The sequence below is a fragment of the Pseudomonas sp. DSV-1 genome (genome assembly GCF_035830915.1).
Taxonomy (GTDB): Bacteria; Pseudomonadota; Gammaproteobacteria; order Pseudomonadales; family Pseudomonadaceae; genus Aquipseudomonas.
Genome location: NZ_JAYMYG010000002.1, coordinates 287,852 through 300,772, shown reverse-complemented (window position 1 = coordinate 300,772; position 12,921 = coordinate 287,852). Strand labels below are relative to the sequence as shown.

The 12,921-nt window shown below is 56.8% G+C and carries 15 protein-coding genes; 8 read left to right on the top strand and 7 right to left on the bottom strand.

What is annotated here, in order from left to right:
- From merC to VSQ83_RS26870, 6 genes are read left to right on the top strand one after another with little or no spacing between them, the layout of a single operon-like run.
- Positions 1–435, top strand: a complete 435-nt coding sequence (gene merC / locus VSQ83_RS25850) for an organomercurial transporter MerC (protein ID WP_003131881.1) — start codon at positions 1–3, stop codon at positions 433–435.
- A gap of 32 nt (positions 436–467) precedes the next feature.
- The gene (gene merA, locus VSQ83_RS25845) at positions 468–2,147 is read left to right on the top strand and encodes a mercury(II) reductase (protein WP_031633059.1); all 1,680 of its coding nucleotides are present in this window, start codon (positions 468–470) and stop codon (positions 2,145–2,147) included.
- Positions 2,148–2,167: 20 nt separating this feature from the next.
- Positions 2,168–2,587, top strand: a complete 420-nt coding sequence (locus VSQ83_RS25840; protein WP_017849615.1) for a hypothetical protein — start codon at positions 2,168–2,170, stop codon at positions 2,585–2,587.
- Positions 2,584–2,946 carry a mercuric resistance transcriptional repressor MerD gene (gene merD / locus VSQ83_RS25835; protein WP_017849614.1) on the top strand — a complete coding sequence of 121 codons (363 nt, stop codon included), beginning with the start codon at positions 2,584–2,586 and terminating at the stop codon, positions 2,944–2,946. The genes VSQ83_RS25840 and merD overlap by 4 nt, the downstream gene beginning before the upstream one ends.
- A complete protein-coding gene (merE, locus tag VSQ83_RS25830; RefSeq protein WP_017849613.1) occupies positions 2,939–3,175 on the top strand; it encodes a broad-spectrum mercury transporter MerE in 237 nt (78 codons plus the stop codon). The genes merD and merE overlap by 8 nt, the downstream gene beginning before the upstream one ends.
- A complete protein-coding gene (locus VSQ83_RS26870; protein ID WP_425274543.1) occupies positions 3,172–3,549 on the top strand; it encodes a DUF3330 domain-containing protein in 378 nt (125 codons plus the stop codon). Before merE ends, VSQ83_RS26870 begins: the two co-directional genes overlap by 4 nt.
- Before the next feature lie 293 nt (positions 3,550–3,842).
- Here the strand turns inward: VSQ83_RS26870 and tnpC are convergent, their stop codons facing one another.
- From tnpC to VSQ83_RS25790, 7 genes are all read right to left on the bottom strand, one after another.
- The gene (gene tnpC, locus VSQ83_RS25820; protein WP_017849612.1) at positions 3,843–4,205 is read right to left on the bottom strand and encodes a Tn3 family transposase post-transcriptional regulator TnpC; all 363 of its coding nucleotides are present in this window, start codon (positions 4,203–4,205) and stop codon (positions 3,843–3,845) included.
- Positions 4,205–7,222 (bottom strand): Tn3 family transposase, encoded by a 3,018-nt coding sequence (locus VSQ83_RS25815; RefSeq protein ID WP_026140367.1) that lies wholly within the window; start codon positions 7,220–7,222, stop codon positions 4,205–4,207. Before VSQ83_RS25815 ends, tnpC begins: the two co-directional genes overlap by 1 nt.
- A gap of 132 nt (positions 7,223–7,354) precedes the next feature.
- A complete protein-coding gene (locus VSQ83_RS25810) occupies positions 7,355–7,624 on the bottom strand; it encodes a hypothetical protein (protein ID WP_326427895.1) in 270 nt (89 codons plus the stop codon).
- Positions 7,625–7,738: 114 nt separating this feature from the next.
- The gene (locus VSQ83_RS25805) at positions 7,739–8,620 is read right to left on the bottom strand and encodes a hypothetical protein (RefSeq protein WP_169872922.1); all 882 of its coding nucleotides are present in this window, start codon (positions 8,618–8,620) and stop codon (positions 7,739–7,741) included.
- 12 nt (positions 8,621–8,632) lie between these two features.
- Positions 8,633–8,944: a hypothetical protein gene (locus tag VSQ83_RS25800; protein WP_169872921.1), complete on the bottom strand. Its 312-nt coding sequence runs from the start codon at positions 8,942–8,944 to the stop codon at positions 8,633–8,635.
- A gap of 199 nt (positions 8,945–9,143) precedes the next feature.
- Positions 9,144–9,926: a hypothetical protein gene (locus VSQ83_RS25795; protein WP_262384473.1), complete on the bottom strand. Its 783-nt coding sequence runs from the start codon at positions 9,924–9,926 to the stop codon at positions 9,144–9,146.
- Positions 9,927–10,942: 1,016 nt separating this feature from the next.
- Positions 10,943–11,473 (bottom strand): hypothetical protein, encoded by a 531-nt coding sequence (locus VSQ83_RS25790; RefSeq protein WP_326427894.1) that lies wholly within the window; start codon positions 11,471–11,473, stop codon positions 10,943–10,945.
- A gap of 404 nt (positions 11,474–11,877) precedes the next feature.
- On the opposite strand from VSQ83_RS25790, the gene VSQ83_RS25785 reads away from it, so the two are divergent.
- Positions 11,878–12,567, top strand: a complete 690-nt coding sequence (locus VSQ83_RS25785) for a hypothetical protein (protein ID WP_169872919.1) — start codon at positions 11,878–11,880, stop codon at positions 12,565–12,567.
- Complete coding sequence (locus VSQ83_RS25780) at positions 12,564–12,914, top strand: hypothetical protein (protein ID WP_169872918.1); 351 nt, start codon at positions 12,564–12,566, stop codon at positions 12,912–12,914. Before VSQ83_RS25785 ends, VSQ83_RS25780 begins: the two co-directional genes overlap by 4 nt.
- The last annotated feature ends 7 nt before the right edge of the window (positions 12,915–12,921 follow it).

Here is a 12,921-nt window from a genome sequence, read left to right as displayed (position 1 = left end):
ATGGCAAATCCTCTCAATCTGTTCACGCGGATCGGTGACAAAGCCGGCTCCGTCGGCGTGCTGATTTCTGCCATAGGCTGCGCCATGTGCTTTCCCGCCCTTGCTAGTCTGGGGGCCGCGTTCGGTCTGGGCTTTTTGAGCCAGTGGGAAGGCCTGTTCATCACCACGCTGCTGCCTCTGTTTGCTGGACTGGCTCTGCTCGTCAATGCCCTCGGCTGGCTCAATCATCGGCAGTGGCGACGGACTGCGCTCGGCCTGATCGGTCCTACCCTGGTACTGGCAGCGGTATTTTTTATGCGGGCTTATGGCTGGCGGAGCGGTTGGCTGCTCTATATCGGCCTGGCCCTCATGTTTGGGGTGTCGATATGGGATCTCGTGTCGCCCGCTCATCGCCGTTGTGGGCCGGATGCCTGTCCGACGCCGCCAAACCAGTGAACCTGACAAGAGACGATCTAATGAGTAACGAAATGACCGAACTGAAAATCATTGGTATGACCTGCGCCTCCTGTGTCGTGCATGTGAAAGAGGCCTTGGAGAAGATTCCGGGCGTGCATCGGGCGGATGTTTCCTACGCCAGCGGGAAGGCCGAACTGAAGGTCGACGAGGGCGCAAGCCGTGAGCAGATGCAGGCCGCTGTCGAGGCCCTGGGGTATCGAGCGGCGTTCGAAGACGCCATGGTACAAGCCCGTCCTGGCCTGCTCGATAAGGCACGGGGTTGGTTGAGCAGCACTGACGCCGGGAAAGAGGGCGACAAGCTCCACGTCGCGGTCATCGGCAGTGGTGGCGCCGCCATGGCGGCCGCGCTCAAGGCGGTGGAAGGCGGTGCCCGCGTCACCCTGATCGAGCGCGGCATCATCGGCGGCACCTGCGTCAACGTGGGCTGCGTGCCCTCCAAGATCATGATTCGTGCCGCGCATGTGGCCCATCTGCGCCGCGAGAGCCCGTTCGACGCCGGGCTTTCCGCCATGACGCCGACCGTCCTACGCGAACGTCTGCTCGCGCAGCAACAAGACCGTGTCGCCGAACTGCGCCACGCCAAGTACGAAAGCATCCTGGAGAGCACGCCGGCGATCAGCGTGCTGCGCGGCACCGCCCGTTTCCAGGACGGCCACACGCTCAGCGTGAAACTGGCCGAGGGTGGCGAGCACATCGTAGCCTTCGACCGCTGCCTGGTCGCCACCGGCGCAAGCGCGGCCGTTCCACCGATTCCAGGACTGAAAGACACGCCGTACTGGACCTCAGACCAGGCACTGGCGAGCGATACAATCCCTAAGCGGCTCGCCGTGATCGGCGCCTCCGTAGTGGCAGTGGAACTGGCGCAGGCCTTCGCCCGGCTGGGTAGCGAGGTCACGATCCTGGCACGCAGTGCGATGTTCTTCCACGAAGACCCGGCCATCGGCGCGGCGGTGACGGAGGCCTTCCGTATGGAGGGCATCGAAGTGCTGGAGCAAACGCAAGCCAGCCAGGTGTCCCACGCCAACGGCGAGTTCGTACTGGCCACCAACCATGGTGAGTTACGTGCCGACCAACTGCTCGTCGCCACCGGCCGCACGCCCAATACCCAGGGCCTGAACCTGGAAGCGGCCGACGTGCAGCTGGACGAGCGCGGCGGCATCCAGATCGACGAGCGCATGCGCACCAGCGCAGCGGATATCTATGCGGCCGGCGACTGCACCGACCAACCGCAGTTCGTCTACGTCGCGGCAGCGGCTGGCACCCGCGCGGCAATCAACATGACCGGCGGCGAGGCCAAGCTCAATCTCGACGTCATGCCGGCCGTGGTGTTCACCGATCCGCAAGTGGCCACCGTCGGCTACAGCGAAGCCGAAGCGCAGCACGCCGGGATCGAAACCGACAGCCGCACCTTGACCCTGGACAACGTGCCGCGCGCGTTGGCCAACTTCGACACGCGGGGTTTCATCAAGTTGGTTGCCGAAGCGGGCTCCGGCCGACTGCTGGGAGTGCAGGCTGTGGCCCCGGAAGCAGGAGAACTGATCCAGACGGCGGTACTCGCCATCCGCAACCGTATGACCGTGCAGGAATTGGCTGACCAGTTGTTCCCCTACCTGACGATGGTCGAGGGACTGAAACTCGCCGCACAGACCTTTAACAAAGACGTCAAACAATTGTCCTGCTGCGCAGGGTAATGAGAGAGGGAGGTTGAAACATGAGCAACACGGCAGACGATCTCGGTAGGTGCGACAGCCTACGCAAGACATGGCAGTTGGTCAGCTTCTGGGGCCTGCCTGCCGTCGTGGCGACGATAGCGATTGTTCTGTCTAATCGACGCCCCGCGTTGTTCCTGGCAGCAGGCGCCGCGCTGGCCGTGATGGGCGGCGCCTGCCTGGTCAACGCCACGCGTTGTCGCCGCCTTCACTGCTACATAACGGGGCCTCACTTCCTGTTGCTCGCAGTTGGTGCGCTATTGGCTTATGTGTTTGACCAAAACGGCGAGCATCTCTCCAGGTTGTGGCTGCTACTGGCTCTGGGAGCTGCACCGTTGCTCATCTGGCTACCTGAGCGCCTAGCCGGAAGGAAATATCTGAGCGCCCCAGTTTGCGGTGAAGGTCGGGAGTGTCGGCGATGAATGCCTACTCCATATCCAGATTGGCCGAGGACGCGGGCGTCAGTGTCCATATAGTCCGAGATTATATGCTGCGCGGCTTGCTGCACCCCGCGCGGCGCACGGAAAGCGGTTACGGCATTTTCGATGAGCGGTCCCTGGCGCGGCTGTGCTTCGTACGTGCCGCCTTTGAGTCCGGTATCGGGCTCGACGAATTGGCGCGGCTCTGTCGAGCGCTCGATGCAGACGATAGTACCGATGTGATCGGGTGTATCGACCGCTTGCTTGGGCAAATCGCGACCCGGCTGGCAGCTTTAGACGCAGTGAAAACGGAGTTGGCCGGGCTGACTCATCGTGCCATCGAAGGTCACACCCATGCGTAATACCAACCAATCCGAATCAATCAAGATGCCCCGCTGGCACGCCTACACGTGGGGTGTGCTCGCCGCGCTCACTTGCCCCTGCCATCTGCCGGTGCTGGCATTACTGCTCTCGGGGACTGCGGCCGGGGCCTTCGTCAGCGAGCATTGGAGCCTCGCGACGCTCGTGCTGACGGTTCTCTTCGTCCTCTTCCTGAGAGCGGCTCTACGGGCCTTTCGGAAGCGGGCGTGACCCGCTCGGAGCACGGCGCGGTCTCCGCTGCCGAGTTGCGGCAGGCTTGGGAGCGTTGGGAATTGTTGCTGCACTGCCAGCCGCAGGTCGATCTGCGCGCAGGTTCGATCGCAGGTGTGGAAGAGTTACTAGGTTTTCTTGGACGATGGAGAAACCCCATCATGAACGCAAACGACACCCCCACTATCAGTTGCTGCGAATGTTGCAAGGAAATTTCCCTTGACGCCGCACTGACGCCGGAAGGTACCGAGTACGTCGTGCACTTCTGTGGCCTTGAATGCTATCAGCGCTTCATATCGCGCGCGGATAAGAGAGCGGCATCCGAGCCTGATCACCCCTGCACACCAGAGGTCAGTACCCGTCACGACGACTAATCTTTGCCTCTGGAAAGTGGCTCTGGTTTTTTTTAGAAAGCGTGAGTCCATTGAGATTTAATGCAAGTCCGCTCGTGGCTAATGTAAGCCCGAAGGCTTCGTCAGTAGTTTTATCTAGGCCGATGCCCGGGAGGATGGCAGCGTGCCTACAGGGCGTCAAAACCGGCTACCCAGAGTCAAATTCACCCCACAGTACAGCGATGCTATAGAGTTACTCGTCAGTCCTGCAGCATCAGTTTTACTCTGCACCTCCATTGTATTCAGTCTGCCGGCAGCCCATTTGCACGAATAGTCTAGTCCTGATAGTCAGGAGCAAGCGCTGCCAAAGGAGCAACGTGTTTAGAACCCGCCTGCAAGCATGAACATAAAGCAGAAATATCCTCTTGAAGGGCCATCGCCTGCGCCCAAATACTGTCGACATCACTGGTAGCCACAGTGAGGGGGAAACCTTCCAGTACCGTCATGGCCATGCCATGCAGGCGTAGGAAGTCTTCTCGAATGCTGCCGACCCCTCCGATTTCAGCAAGGCAGGCATCCAGCCGGTCGACCAAGTTGAGCAACTGAGCGGTGTCGTAGCTTGCACGCAGAGAGTCGAGTACCTTGGTATCGACGTCCCCATAAGGTGTCACGCGGAACGAAGCTGGCGGGATATGCATCAGTTCGTCACCTCAACGTTGCTGTCAGACATCTGTTTCGCACGCATTGATCCCGCAGCCTGCTGGAAAATGGAATCCTTGATCCAGGGTTCCGGTGGGCGTTTGAGTTTCAGGTTGAACTCCCCAAAACGTTTGACATTGCTGGTTAGGTAGGGGCTGAGAAACGATACGTCGTCGTCAGTGAACTGCCAGCCATCACGGGCGAGCTTCTGCAGGATGCGCATCATGTCCACGGTGTTCTGCAGGATCACCGACGAGGCCACCATGTCGTTGTAGCGCAGGCGTTTCTGTTGCTCGTCCGGATCGTTTTCGGCGATCACGTCACCGCCAAAGGACAGCCACTTAGAGAAGCCGTTGTAGGACTCGATCTTATTGGTGTTGGCGGTGACTTCCTGGCGCAACTCGCGGCTGCCGATCCAGTTGAGTAGGAAGATCGTCCGGATCACGCTGCCCAGCGCTTGCGCGGCATGATAGAGCTTGTTGCGCCGACTGTAGGAGCCAAGTTTGCGCAGCAGCATAGGTGAGGAAATCTTGCCGGCCTGGATTGACAACGCGACCTGCATCAGATCCTGCCAGTGGGTTTCGATCAGGTGCCAGTCGGCGGTGTCGGTGAACAGACGGTTGATGTGTTTATACGAAACGCCGCGATCTGGCCGGCACATCACCAGGTCGCGCCAGTTGCGGATACGCGGCATCAGATTGATGCCCAGCAGATGAGTGAAGGCGAACACCGTGGCCGACTGGCCCTGGGTGTCAGAGTACACCGTATCGGGTTCGACGCTGAGGTCGACCTTGAGCAACCCCTCAATCACATAGATTGCCTCCCAGATACCAGGCGGGATGAAGTGCTGGAACACCGCGATGTAGTTATTGGCCACGTGTCGGTACGCCACGGCCCCCATCTTGCGATAGCGGAAGTGGTAGCCGGCCAGCAGATTGTCGTCATAGAAGTCGAACTGCGTACCGTCCGCGGCCACCGCCTTGCCATCGCCCCAGAGCTTGGGCAGGTCAAGTTGCAGATAGAGTTCCACCAGCTCGCGGTTAGCCTTGTCTAACTTCTCAAGCGAGAGATGGCGGCGATTCGTATAGGACAGCATGTGCGGCGTGACATTACCGGCCAGATGCCGTGCGGCCTGGTTGGGGCCAAGGTTGCAGCCCATGGCGAAGATCGTCATCAGGTAGCGCTCGGCCGGTTCTTTGAGCTTTGGCTCGTTGCCGGACATCGGCCCGAAATGCCGAGTGAACTGAATCCAATGCTCAATGTTGGCCATGATGTCGAGCACGTGCCTGGCCGGCATGCGCTGCATAAGCGCCGTCTGTAGCGAGATGGCCGAAGGCGGGATGTCCCGCGCTATCACTCGGCGTAGCACCGGTTCGCCGGCTTCATTGATCGATACGTCACCTCGGCAAGAAGGGAATTTTTCATCCAGATGCTGCGCGGTTTCCTCCAGCTGAATCTTGAGGGAGGCGACAAACTCCTTCGCCGTGCCAGGCAGCCCCACCTTTTCGCAGTAGGCCGGTAGACGATGGAAACATTCTTCCCAGGGCAGCAACTGCTTACGGTAGTCGGCGAAAGATTCCGACCCCAGCACGCACATATCACCCGAGCGCAGCTCACTGGCCAGGTAAGAGAACACGCAGACTTCCAGATAGCGCCGGTTGGTAGGTGGCCCTTCACTGGCAGGACGACGCACGACCTTAACCCAGCGCTCCGACGCAAACGACAAGTCGACATGCTCGTCGATCCACTCGCGGTGTAGATTTTCGCTGTCCTGGATGAGCTGAAGCGCCTGGATAAGTGAGCGATCCTGAGTCGTGGGTTCCAGTTGAAGAAGGTGGCTCAGACGGAACAACAGCGAGCGATGGGACTTGAAGTGCTTCCAGATCAGCGGCAGGTAGTTGTTACCGCCCGTAGCCTGGACTTCGGCGCAAGTCTCGCGCAACCGATCCAGGTTGCCATCGGGAGAGAGGAATTCCCGGATCAGACTGCCAGCCTCCTGGTCATCCGGTTCCTGAACAAGAATCTGCACCACGCCATCCAGGGTGGCCGCCAGTTGCTCCAGCTTCTGGCGTTGCCGCGCCTGGATTTGCTCCAACTCCTCCTTGGCGCGTTTGTGGATCGTCGAAATCCGTCGGATGAACATCTCGGCCAGGTGATCCCGAGTTCGCACCCGCATCCGATAGATCAAGGCCAGCATCAGTGTGTAGCGTTTCGGCAGCGAGCAGTCCTTCAGCTCGGCGACGTCCGACGCGGCGGCTTGGGTGGCGAAGTGGCGGATCTTAGCATCGACGACCCCCTCAAGAATGGCATCCAGATCTCCGAAGCTCTCTAACCACGCCAGGTGGTCGATCAACACCTCCAGGTGCTTGCGGGAAGGCTTCTTGGGTGCCTGCTTGAGTGCGTTGAAGTCACTCTGCCGACGCCCGAAATCCGTGTCGAGCAGCTCCTTTAGCTTGTAGATCACCTCGATTGGCGCTCGGAGCACGATCAGGTTGAAGGTAACTTCCTGAGCACTCGCCAAAGCGGTTTCTGCGATGTTGTTGAGCGTCGAATAAGCCGGAAGCTCATAGCCACGCTGAATCAGCTCATCAAGCATGGCATTAATGAGATCGACTCGCTGCTCAAGCACTACAGCGCAGTCACGTGCGATTTCCTCAGTGATCGCTAGCCCGTCGCTGCTATAGAAGGGTGTAACCTGCAGGTACTGCCGAACCGCCGCTTGGTGTCGGTAAAGGGTGCGGGGGTTGCTGTAGCGCGGAGCTATTCGTGCGCCGTAGCGAAGGCATTGTCGGACATGACTGATGAGCTCCTGAGGAAGCTCCTCGAACGGAACAAAATAGTGTAGCTGCTGAAACACCTTTAGTTGGATTGCCAGCCCAATCGATAGCGCTGGACTCTTAGCGGTGTTATTGACCCATTCGATCTCTGAATCAGACAGGGAATAGCATCGATGCAGCTCCTTAGCTGGCAACTGACTGGGCAAGAGCGGGTAGGCTGTCCTTTCCACCGAAGCCATTGAGTTCATCCCCCAAGTAAGGCAAAACATCAGCATAGACGGCTAGTCAGGCGGGGGATGACCAGCAATCAAGAACTCAATAAATTTCCTTTTAGTTCAATATCTTGCAGAACGAATGTCCTAATTTTTGCCTTATCTCGGCATAACCCCTGATAGACGCTGCTGTTGCACGCTCCATTCAACCGGGCGATCTGGATAGAGAAATTGCAGAACGTCATCAAAATTGGTTTGGCAGTAGCCCAGCAAAGCCCCTTTTGTCGAATGCGCGGGACTTACGAAATTTAGAAATTCGCCTTGGTGAGGACGATCCTGGGCCAATACGTACACGCCCGTATCTGACTTGAAAACATCCACATCAAAATCAACGCGTAATGCGGTAATGTCTGCTTTTAACTGTTTCATACCAACTCCGTGTGTGGCGCGGACGAGCAGGCGGGGGACCTTCCACTGATTTGGTTCACCGCGATGTTTGGCGGGGCGCTCCAAATCAGTGGTGGGTCTGCGCAAAGTGACTTGCTAGCGTAATCCTGGGGCGCGCGCATCGGGTGCTGATTGTGATGCGAGACTTTGGCTGTCCAGAGCTGTATTCATTCGACTCATGCCACCCAAAAACTTAGCCCGAGAACTGGGCTCGCTCGCAGCAACCATGTCTTGAGTTTGCTGCGCTTTATACACCGCGTACCAGCCCTCAGTGGGTTTGCCCGCCTTCTCAACAGCCTCTTCGACCTCAAGGCGTACTTGCAGCTGAGGGAGGATCTCTCCAGTGGCCTGAGCATCGAGCACCAACGCAATCATGCGTTTCTCATCGGCATCCCGCAGCAACTCAGGAAGTGCTCCACGTGTGGAGCGCTCCTCCATGCGAATACGCACAACCTCTTCGCGCTGGACACGAGCAACACGCTCTGAAACCTGCTCCAGTTTCTCGTCGAGCAATCGCTGCTCCCGCTCTTGAACGAAACGGTATGTTCCGTAGGCCTCGTCAAGAACCATGTATGCGCCAACAACCGGTGCAGCTGAAGATAAGCGGAGAGCACTACCTGTAATGCCAACTGCGCGTTGAACTACCGTTTCCGGTTCGTCATCGGCGTACAGTAAGCGTCCGACAAGCAGGGTGCTTGAGAGCCTTGCAGCATCGTAGAAAATGGAGTTTCCTTCAGGTTCACTCTGCTCAGTCTGAGTCACGGCTGAAGCATCCTGGTACGCGGTCATATCAGAATCTGCTACAGCATTTACAGAGCCAAAAGCACCGACAGCCATCGCAAGTGCAGCAGTGAGAGCAAGACCGCAGCGTTTACCTGCAGGCCCCTGTTCTACAACGACAGCCGAAGTGACACCAAGGCTATCAAGTAGCTTTGATTTCCATGGAACTGATGCAGAAGATATATTAGATTCGCTCATGCGGAACCTCTTCTACTGGCCGATGGCTGGAATGAAATGCTCTGCCTCTGTGCTCGGATTGAGCACCACAAATGGCAATCCGCTGTGCACTGCCTCAAGCGCCGACATGGCCAATTTCTTCAGCACCAGTGACCCTTGCGCACTGCTTAGGTGAAGGTCGTACCCACTCAAGGAGGCTTTAGTGGCGGACATGGCCAGCGTTCCACCTTCAGCAAGCGAGTCTTGGCTGAGGATGAGACATACAGGCTTTTTATCAGCGTCGAACCCAATGGCCAATGCGTAGCTATCGACCTCGACAGCTGCACCCGATAGATGTGAATTCATGAAGAACACCTCAGCACTGTTCAGTTAAAAAGTTGGTGATATTGAATCGTTAACCCAGAGCACACGGCGGAACACCCCGTACCAGAGAAACCGCCTGGCATCCGGCTGGATCGCAGAAATGTTAATGCGCCAGCTTAGCCAGACGTCATTACGGACTAAGGCCCCAAAAGGGGCCTGAAGAGCAATCTAACTGTGCTTGCTATGCGCGGTTTTTGTACTGATATGCGTCTTGGCGTAGAACAGCTCTGACGGCGCGGGTACGGGCGGAATCCTGAGGTCTACCCATCGGGTCCGGTGACGCTACTGTTCGGGCTTGAGCGATGTCACGAATGCGCGAGCGCATCCAGTTAGCGTCGGCGGTGTAGGTGGCGCCGGGATTGTTTGCCAAAAGTGCTGAGATCTTTTTCATCAGCTCAGCGGTCAGAATCACGCGGCCAAGAATGTGAAAATCTGAGTGCTTAAGGGATGCCGCATCTTCCACGCCCATAGCTGCCAAATTGGCTGGGATACCGGCGCACAAGCGTGACGTTCCGAAGATTTTCTTTGCTTCATCGAGCAGCTGGCCAGCATTCAATGCACCACACTGTAGAGGCACTATCACCCTAGCGCCTGCATCTACCCAAGTAGCAACTCGGGCGGCATGCTCGGTCCACAGGAGGAGTGTTGCGGCCTGATCGCCAATGACATCAGGGGCGACGATACTCAATCCCTCGGGGCGAGAGGTCATCATCAGAATGCTTTCGTATACATTGAACACTCGCTCCCAAGCGACAGTTTCACCTTTCTGAAAGGCCGCAAATGCGCCCGAATCCACGAAAGCGGTACCGCCGTTGTCGAGGTGGCGGGGGAGCACCAAGAAAGTCTTTGAGAGATCCAGCAGGGTTGCAACGACCCCGACCGGGACGCGCTCATCTACAGCAGCGCGAAGATCAGATTTGGCAGACATGCCAGAGTGAAATGCTAGATCCCAAGTAAATGACATTCAGACATCCTTAGTGCAGAGAAGCTCGGTTTACCGAACGTCCAGGTTTAGTTAGAGGGTGCTAATACACTGGTGGAAATGATGGGCTGCCACGTGTGATTCCAGTCTGCTTCCCGAGTATCCCGAGCCTGACGAATCGCTAACGCGTTCGCTTCTTCCTCACTATTTGCACGTACCTCAATCACGATGGTGCGAGTAAAGGTTTCGATGACTTTGGCTTTGTATAAGGTCTGCATGCGGGTCTACCGTGGGTGCTGAGCCAGATGACCAATATACCTTTTATGGTATATATCGGACACACAAATATTCCTTTTAAGGGAGATTCTGTAGATTGGGTTACACATCCCCCTCCGCATACGAGAAAACCAACGCCGTATACCCACGCGAGACATCCACATTTCACGTACGTGCGTGGACATCAAATGCAGTCCGGTACCTGGGTGAGCGCCAGCGCCATCACATTGCGAATGGACAGTGAATCCATTGGATAGAGGGGGGCGCGTTTTGCCGTGAGGAAGACCGATTGCGGCGACTTCTGTAGATCCCCCGCGACATTTCCCATTGCCCATAACCGCGCCTTTTAGGGGAGTACCTAATCTAGGTACCCATAAATAGACCATCCTCCCCAGTAGACGCCTCAGATCAAAAACCCGTACCGCCCCCTCCGGGGGCTGCCTGGACTGCCCAACCATCTGCATACCTTCATCGACATCTGCAGTGCTTGATTGCTTTTGATCTTCCCAGCGGGCCCGACCGCTCAAGCGCATTGCGCTGCCAAGCGCAACCCCGAAGGGGGGCACCCTTAGGCTGGAATGGAGGATTGTGGGAAAGGGCTGTGTGTGATGCTTCGCAGTTCCCGCTATGAGGCTTTTAAGCGTCAACGCTAGAAGCCTCACTGTGTTCTCGCTGAAGAGCTACAAGCGTTAACTCAAAGCAGTAGGGCCGACGCATTGATGCGTTGACCTGGTACAGGGTGAGCACAATACAAGCGTTAGCATAAAAGCACTCGCTGACGCTCATAGCGTCGACCCAAAGACTGTGCGTTGAGATTGACCTGTTACGGGGTAACGAACGACTGAGAACCACAGAGTGCGATCAGCAGTGGTCGCACTATTTGGACAACGCTCACCCATGCCACCCCAATACTGCTCGATGAAGTCTTCACCATATTCTTCAATGGCTTCCTCTTTGGTCATGACTTCATCTTTAAAGGGATGCTCGTTTCCAATCTGCTCAACAATCCTAAAACGCATTTCATAGAGTAAGTCGTCGTTCAGATCGTGATGAGGATCTGAGTGAATCTGGCTATCGAACGTTGGCAATGCTTCCAAATGCATTCGGTTTGCAATGGACTGCAGCGCTACTTTTTCAGCCAGTGCCGTCATCGAATCCAACATGGCTGTCAGCTTTTCAACTGCACCTGGGCCATCACCAAGGAAGATCGTCGGGTTGTCGAGGACATGGTCCAGCACAAGATTGCGCAAATGATCGCTGGTGAAGCGAGCGCTTGAAGCTTTTTCGTTAACGCTGTCCATATCGCTGGCCATAAAACTTTCCGGTTAGCATGTAATTGCAATGTACAATATCATAAGACGATGTCGTTTTATGAGGTCACGCTAACCTGTGGCAACAGAATCCGGCGCTAACTCTAGAGCTTCATAGCGTCACCGCATGAAGCGCTTTTAAGTCAACGCTTTAAAAGCTTCAAAGCGTTAACGATGAAGCCGAGCAGCAGAACCCTGACTGGACCAGACGGTTTTCCAGACATACCCCAGCGAAAGATACAGGGCGTCCAAAGGCCGCCTGCGGCGGGGAAGGGGTAAAGCTGCGGTGTGAAAGGTATAGGCGTACCTCAAAAGTACGCGGTGCCCAGTCAGCCCCCGAAGGGGGCGGGGCGTTCTTGAGTGAGGAGGCTCACTTAAGGAGGATGGTCTAAATTCAGGAGCCGGACGTGACAAATCTCAAAAATTACGAATTCCAACCATTGCTGCAGGGCCAAGTATGCGTAGACCGCGAGGAGAGCGGGGTTTTCACGGCATTCCATGCTGTGGCCACCGATAACCACGGCCTTCGTTGGATTACCCTCGACCGCAAAACCTTCGCCGCGCAAGCTGCCATCAATGGCTATTGCGCATGGCTTGCTCACAATGAAGAGGCCTCGTGGCACCCAGCCTATGCCGTAAGCCAGCGCCAGCTTGGCCAACTTGTGGCCCACCGCGCTTCGATCCTAGCGCTGGCGCCATCAACCCCGCTCATCAAGATCGCGATGCTCTCGATCAAAAACGTGTTGAGCACGGTCATGAACGACGACATTGGACAGGTCATCAAAGGTTTGTCCTGCCTGGGCCTCGATGTCGGGAACTCCCGCAATCGCCATGCTCTACAAATCGTCATCAAACTGGCTGAAAAAACAGCCTGTGAGCACCTGCTCGATGGCCTGTTGATCCAGCCTCTGGCGCTGGATGGTTTCGATAACGCCACTCGTTGGATTGACCAGATGGCCACACCACTCTTTCTGCTGGAGCTGGCGCGCTTGGCATACACCGACGATGTGGCCAGCGAGCTTGCCGCACGTACCCGAGCCACTGTGCCGTGCGTGGACCCGGATTCGATGGTCTCAATGATGGCGCTCGAAGCATGAGCGCTGTCGCAATCCCGAAAAGTTACCTGGTTGAAGTCAGTGCCAAATTCAGCGAGCGCGCTGATTTCCAGCAGCTGATCAAACCCGTCTTTGTGGGTGAGCGGGAGCTTAAAGAGCTGCTCGCGGAGTTCCGGCTTCTGAGCGGCAAAAGCTACCCCCTTGATGGGATTCATTCCTTTTACTCGGAAGAGCAGCGGTTCCCATTCAATCGCCTGCTTGTCCTCAAAAGTGAGTCGAATTTCGGTCTGCAGGAATCGGTCGATACACTTCTGGTCAACCTCTGTTCATTCGTGCGCTACAACGCCGCTCCACCGAGTCAGGCGCACGACAATGCTGCAAATTTATAGGATCTCA

What these genes read in the sequence shown, in the direction of transcription:
- VSQ83_RS25840 (WP_017849615.1), top strand. Translation starts at nt 2,168, where the DNA reads ATGAGCAACACGGCAGACGATCTCGGTAGGTGCGACAGCCTACGCAAG.
- merE (WP_017849613.1), top strand. Translation starts at nt 2,939, where the DNA reads ATGCGTAATACCAACCAATCCGAATCAATCAAGATGCCCCGCTGGCAC.
- VSQ83_RS25810 (WP_326427895.1), bottom strand. Translation starts at nt 7,624, where the DNA reads ATGAAACAGTTAAAAGCAGACATTACCGCATTACGCGTTGATTTTGAT.
- VSQ83_RS25780 (WP_169872918.1), top strand. Translation starts at nt 12,564, where the DNA reads ATGAGCGCTGTCGCAATCCCGAAAAGTTACCTGGTTGAAGTCAGTGCC.
- merD (WP_017849614.1), top strand. Translation starts at nt 2,584, where the DNA reads ATGAATGCCTACTCCATATCCAGATTGGCCGAGGACGCGGGCGTCAGT.
- tnpC (WP_017849612.1), bottom strand. Translation starts at nt 4,205, where the DNA reads ATGCATATCCCGCCAGCTTCGTTCCGCGTGACACCTTATGGGGACGTC.
- VSQ83_RS25815 (WP_026140367.1), bottom strand. Translation starts at nt 7,222, where the DNA reads ATGGCTTCGGTGGAAAGGACAGCCTACCCGCTCTTGCCCAGTCAGTTG.
- VSQ83_RS25805 (WP_169872922.1), bottom strand. Translation starts at nt 8,620, where the DNA reads ATGAGCGAATCTAATATATCTTCTGCATCAGTTCCATGGAAATCAAAG.
- merA (WP_031633059.1), top strand. Translation starts at nt 468, where the DNA reads ATGACCGAACTGAAAATCATTGGTATGACCTGCGCCTCCTGTGTCGTG.
- VSQ83_RS25795 (WP_262384473.1), bottom strand. Translation starts at nt 9,926, where the DNA reads ATGTCATTTACTTGGGATCTAGCATTTCACTCTGGCATGTCTGCCAAA.
- merC (WP_003131881.1), top strand. Translation starts at nt 1, where the DNA reads ATGGCAAATCCTCTCAATCTGTTCACGCGGATCGGTGACAAAGCCGGC.
- VSQ83_RS25800 (WP_169872921.1), bottom strand. Translation starts at nt 8,944, where the DNA reads ATGAATTCACATCTATCGGGTGCAGCTGTCGAGGTCGATAGCTACGCA.
- VSQ83_RS25790 (WP_326427894.1), bottom strand. Translation starts at nt 11,473, where the DNA reads ATGGCCAGCGATATGGACAGCGTTAACGAAAAAGCTTCAAGCGCTCGC.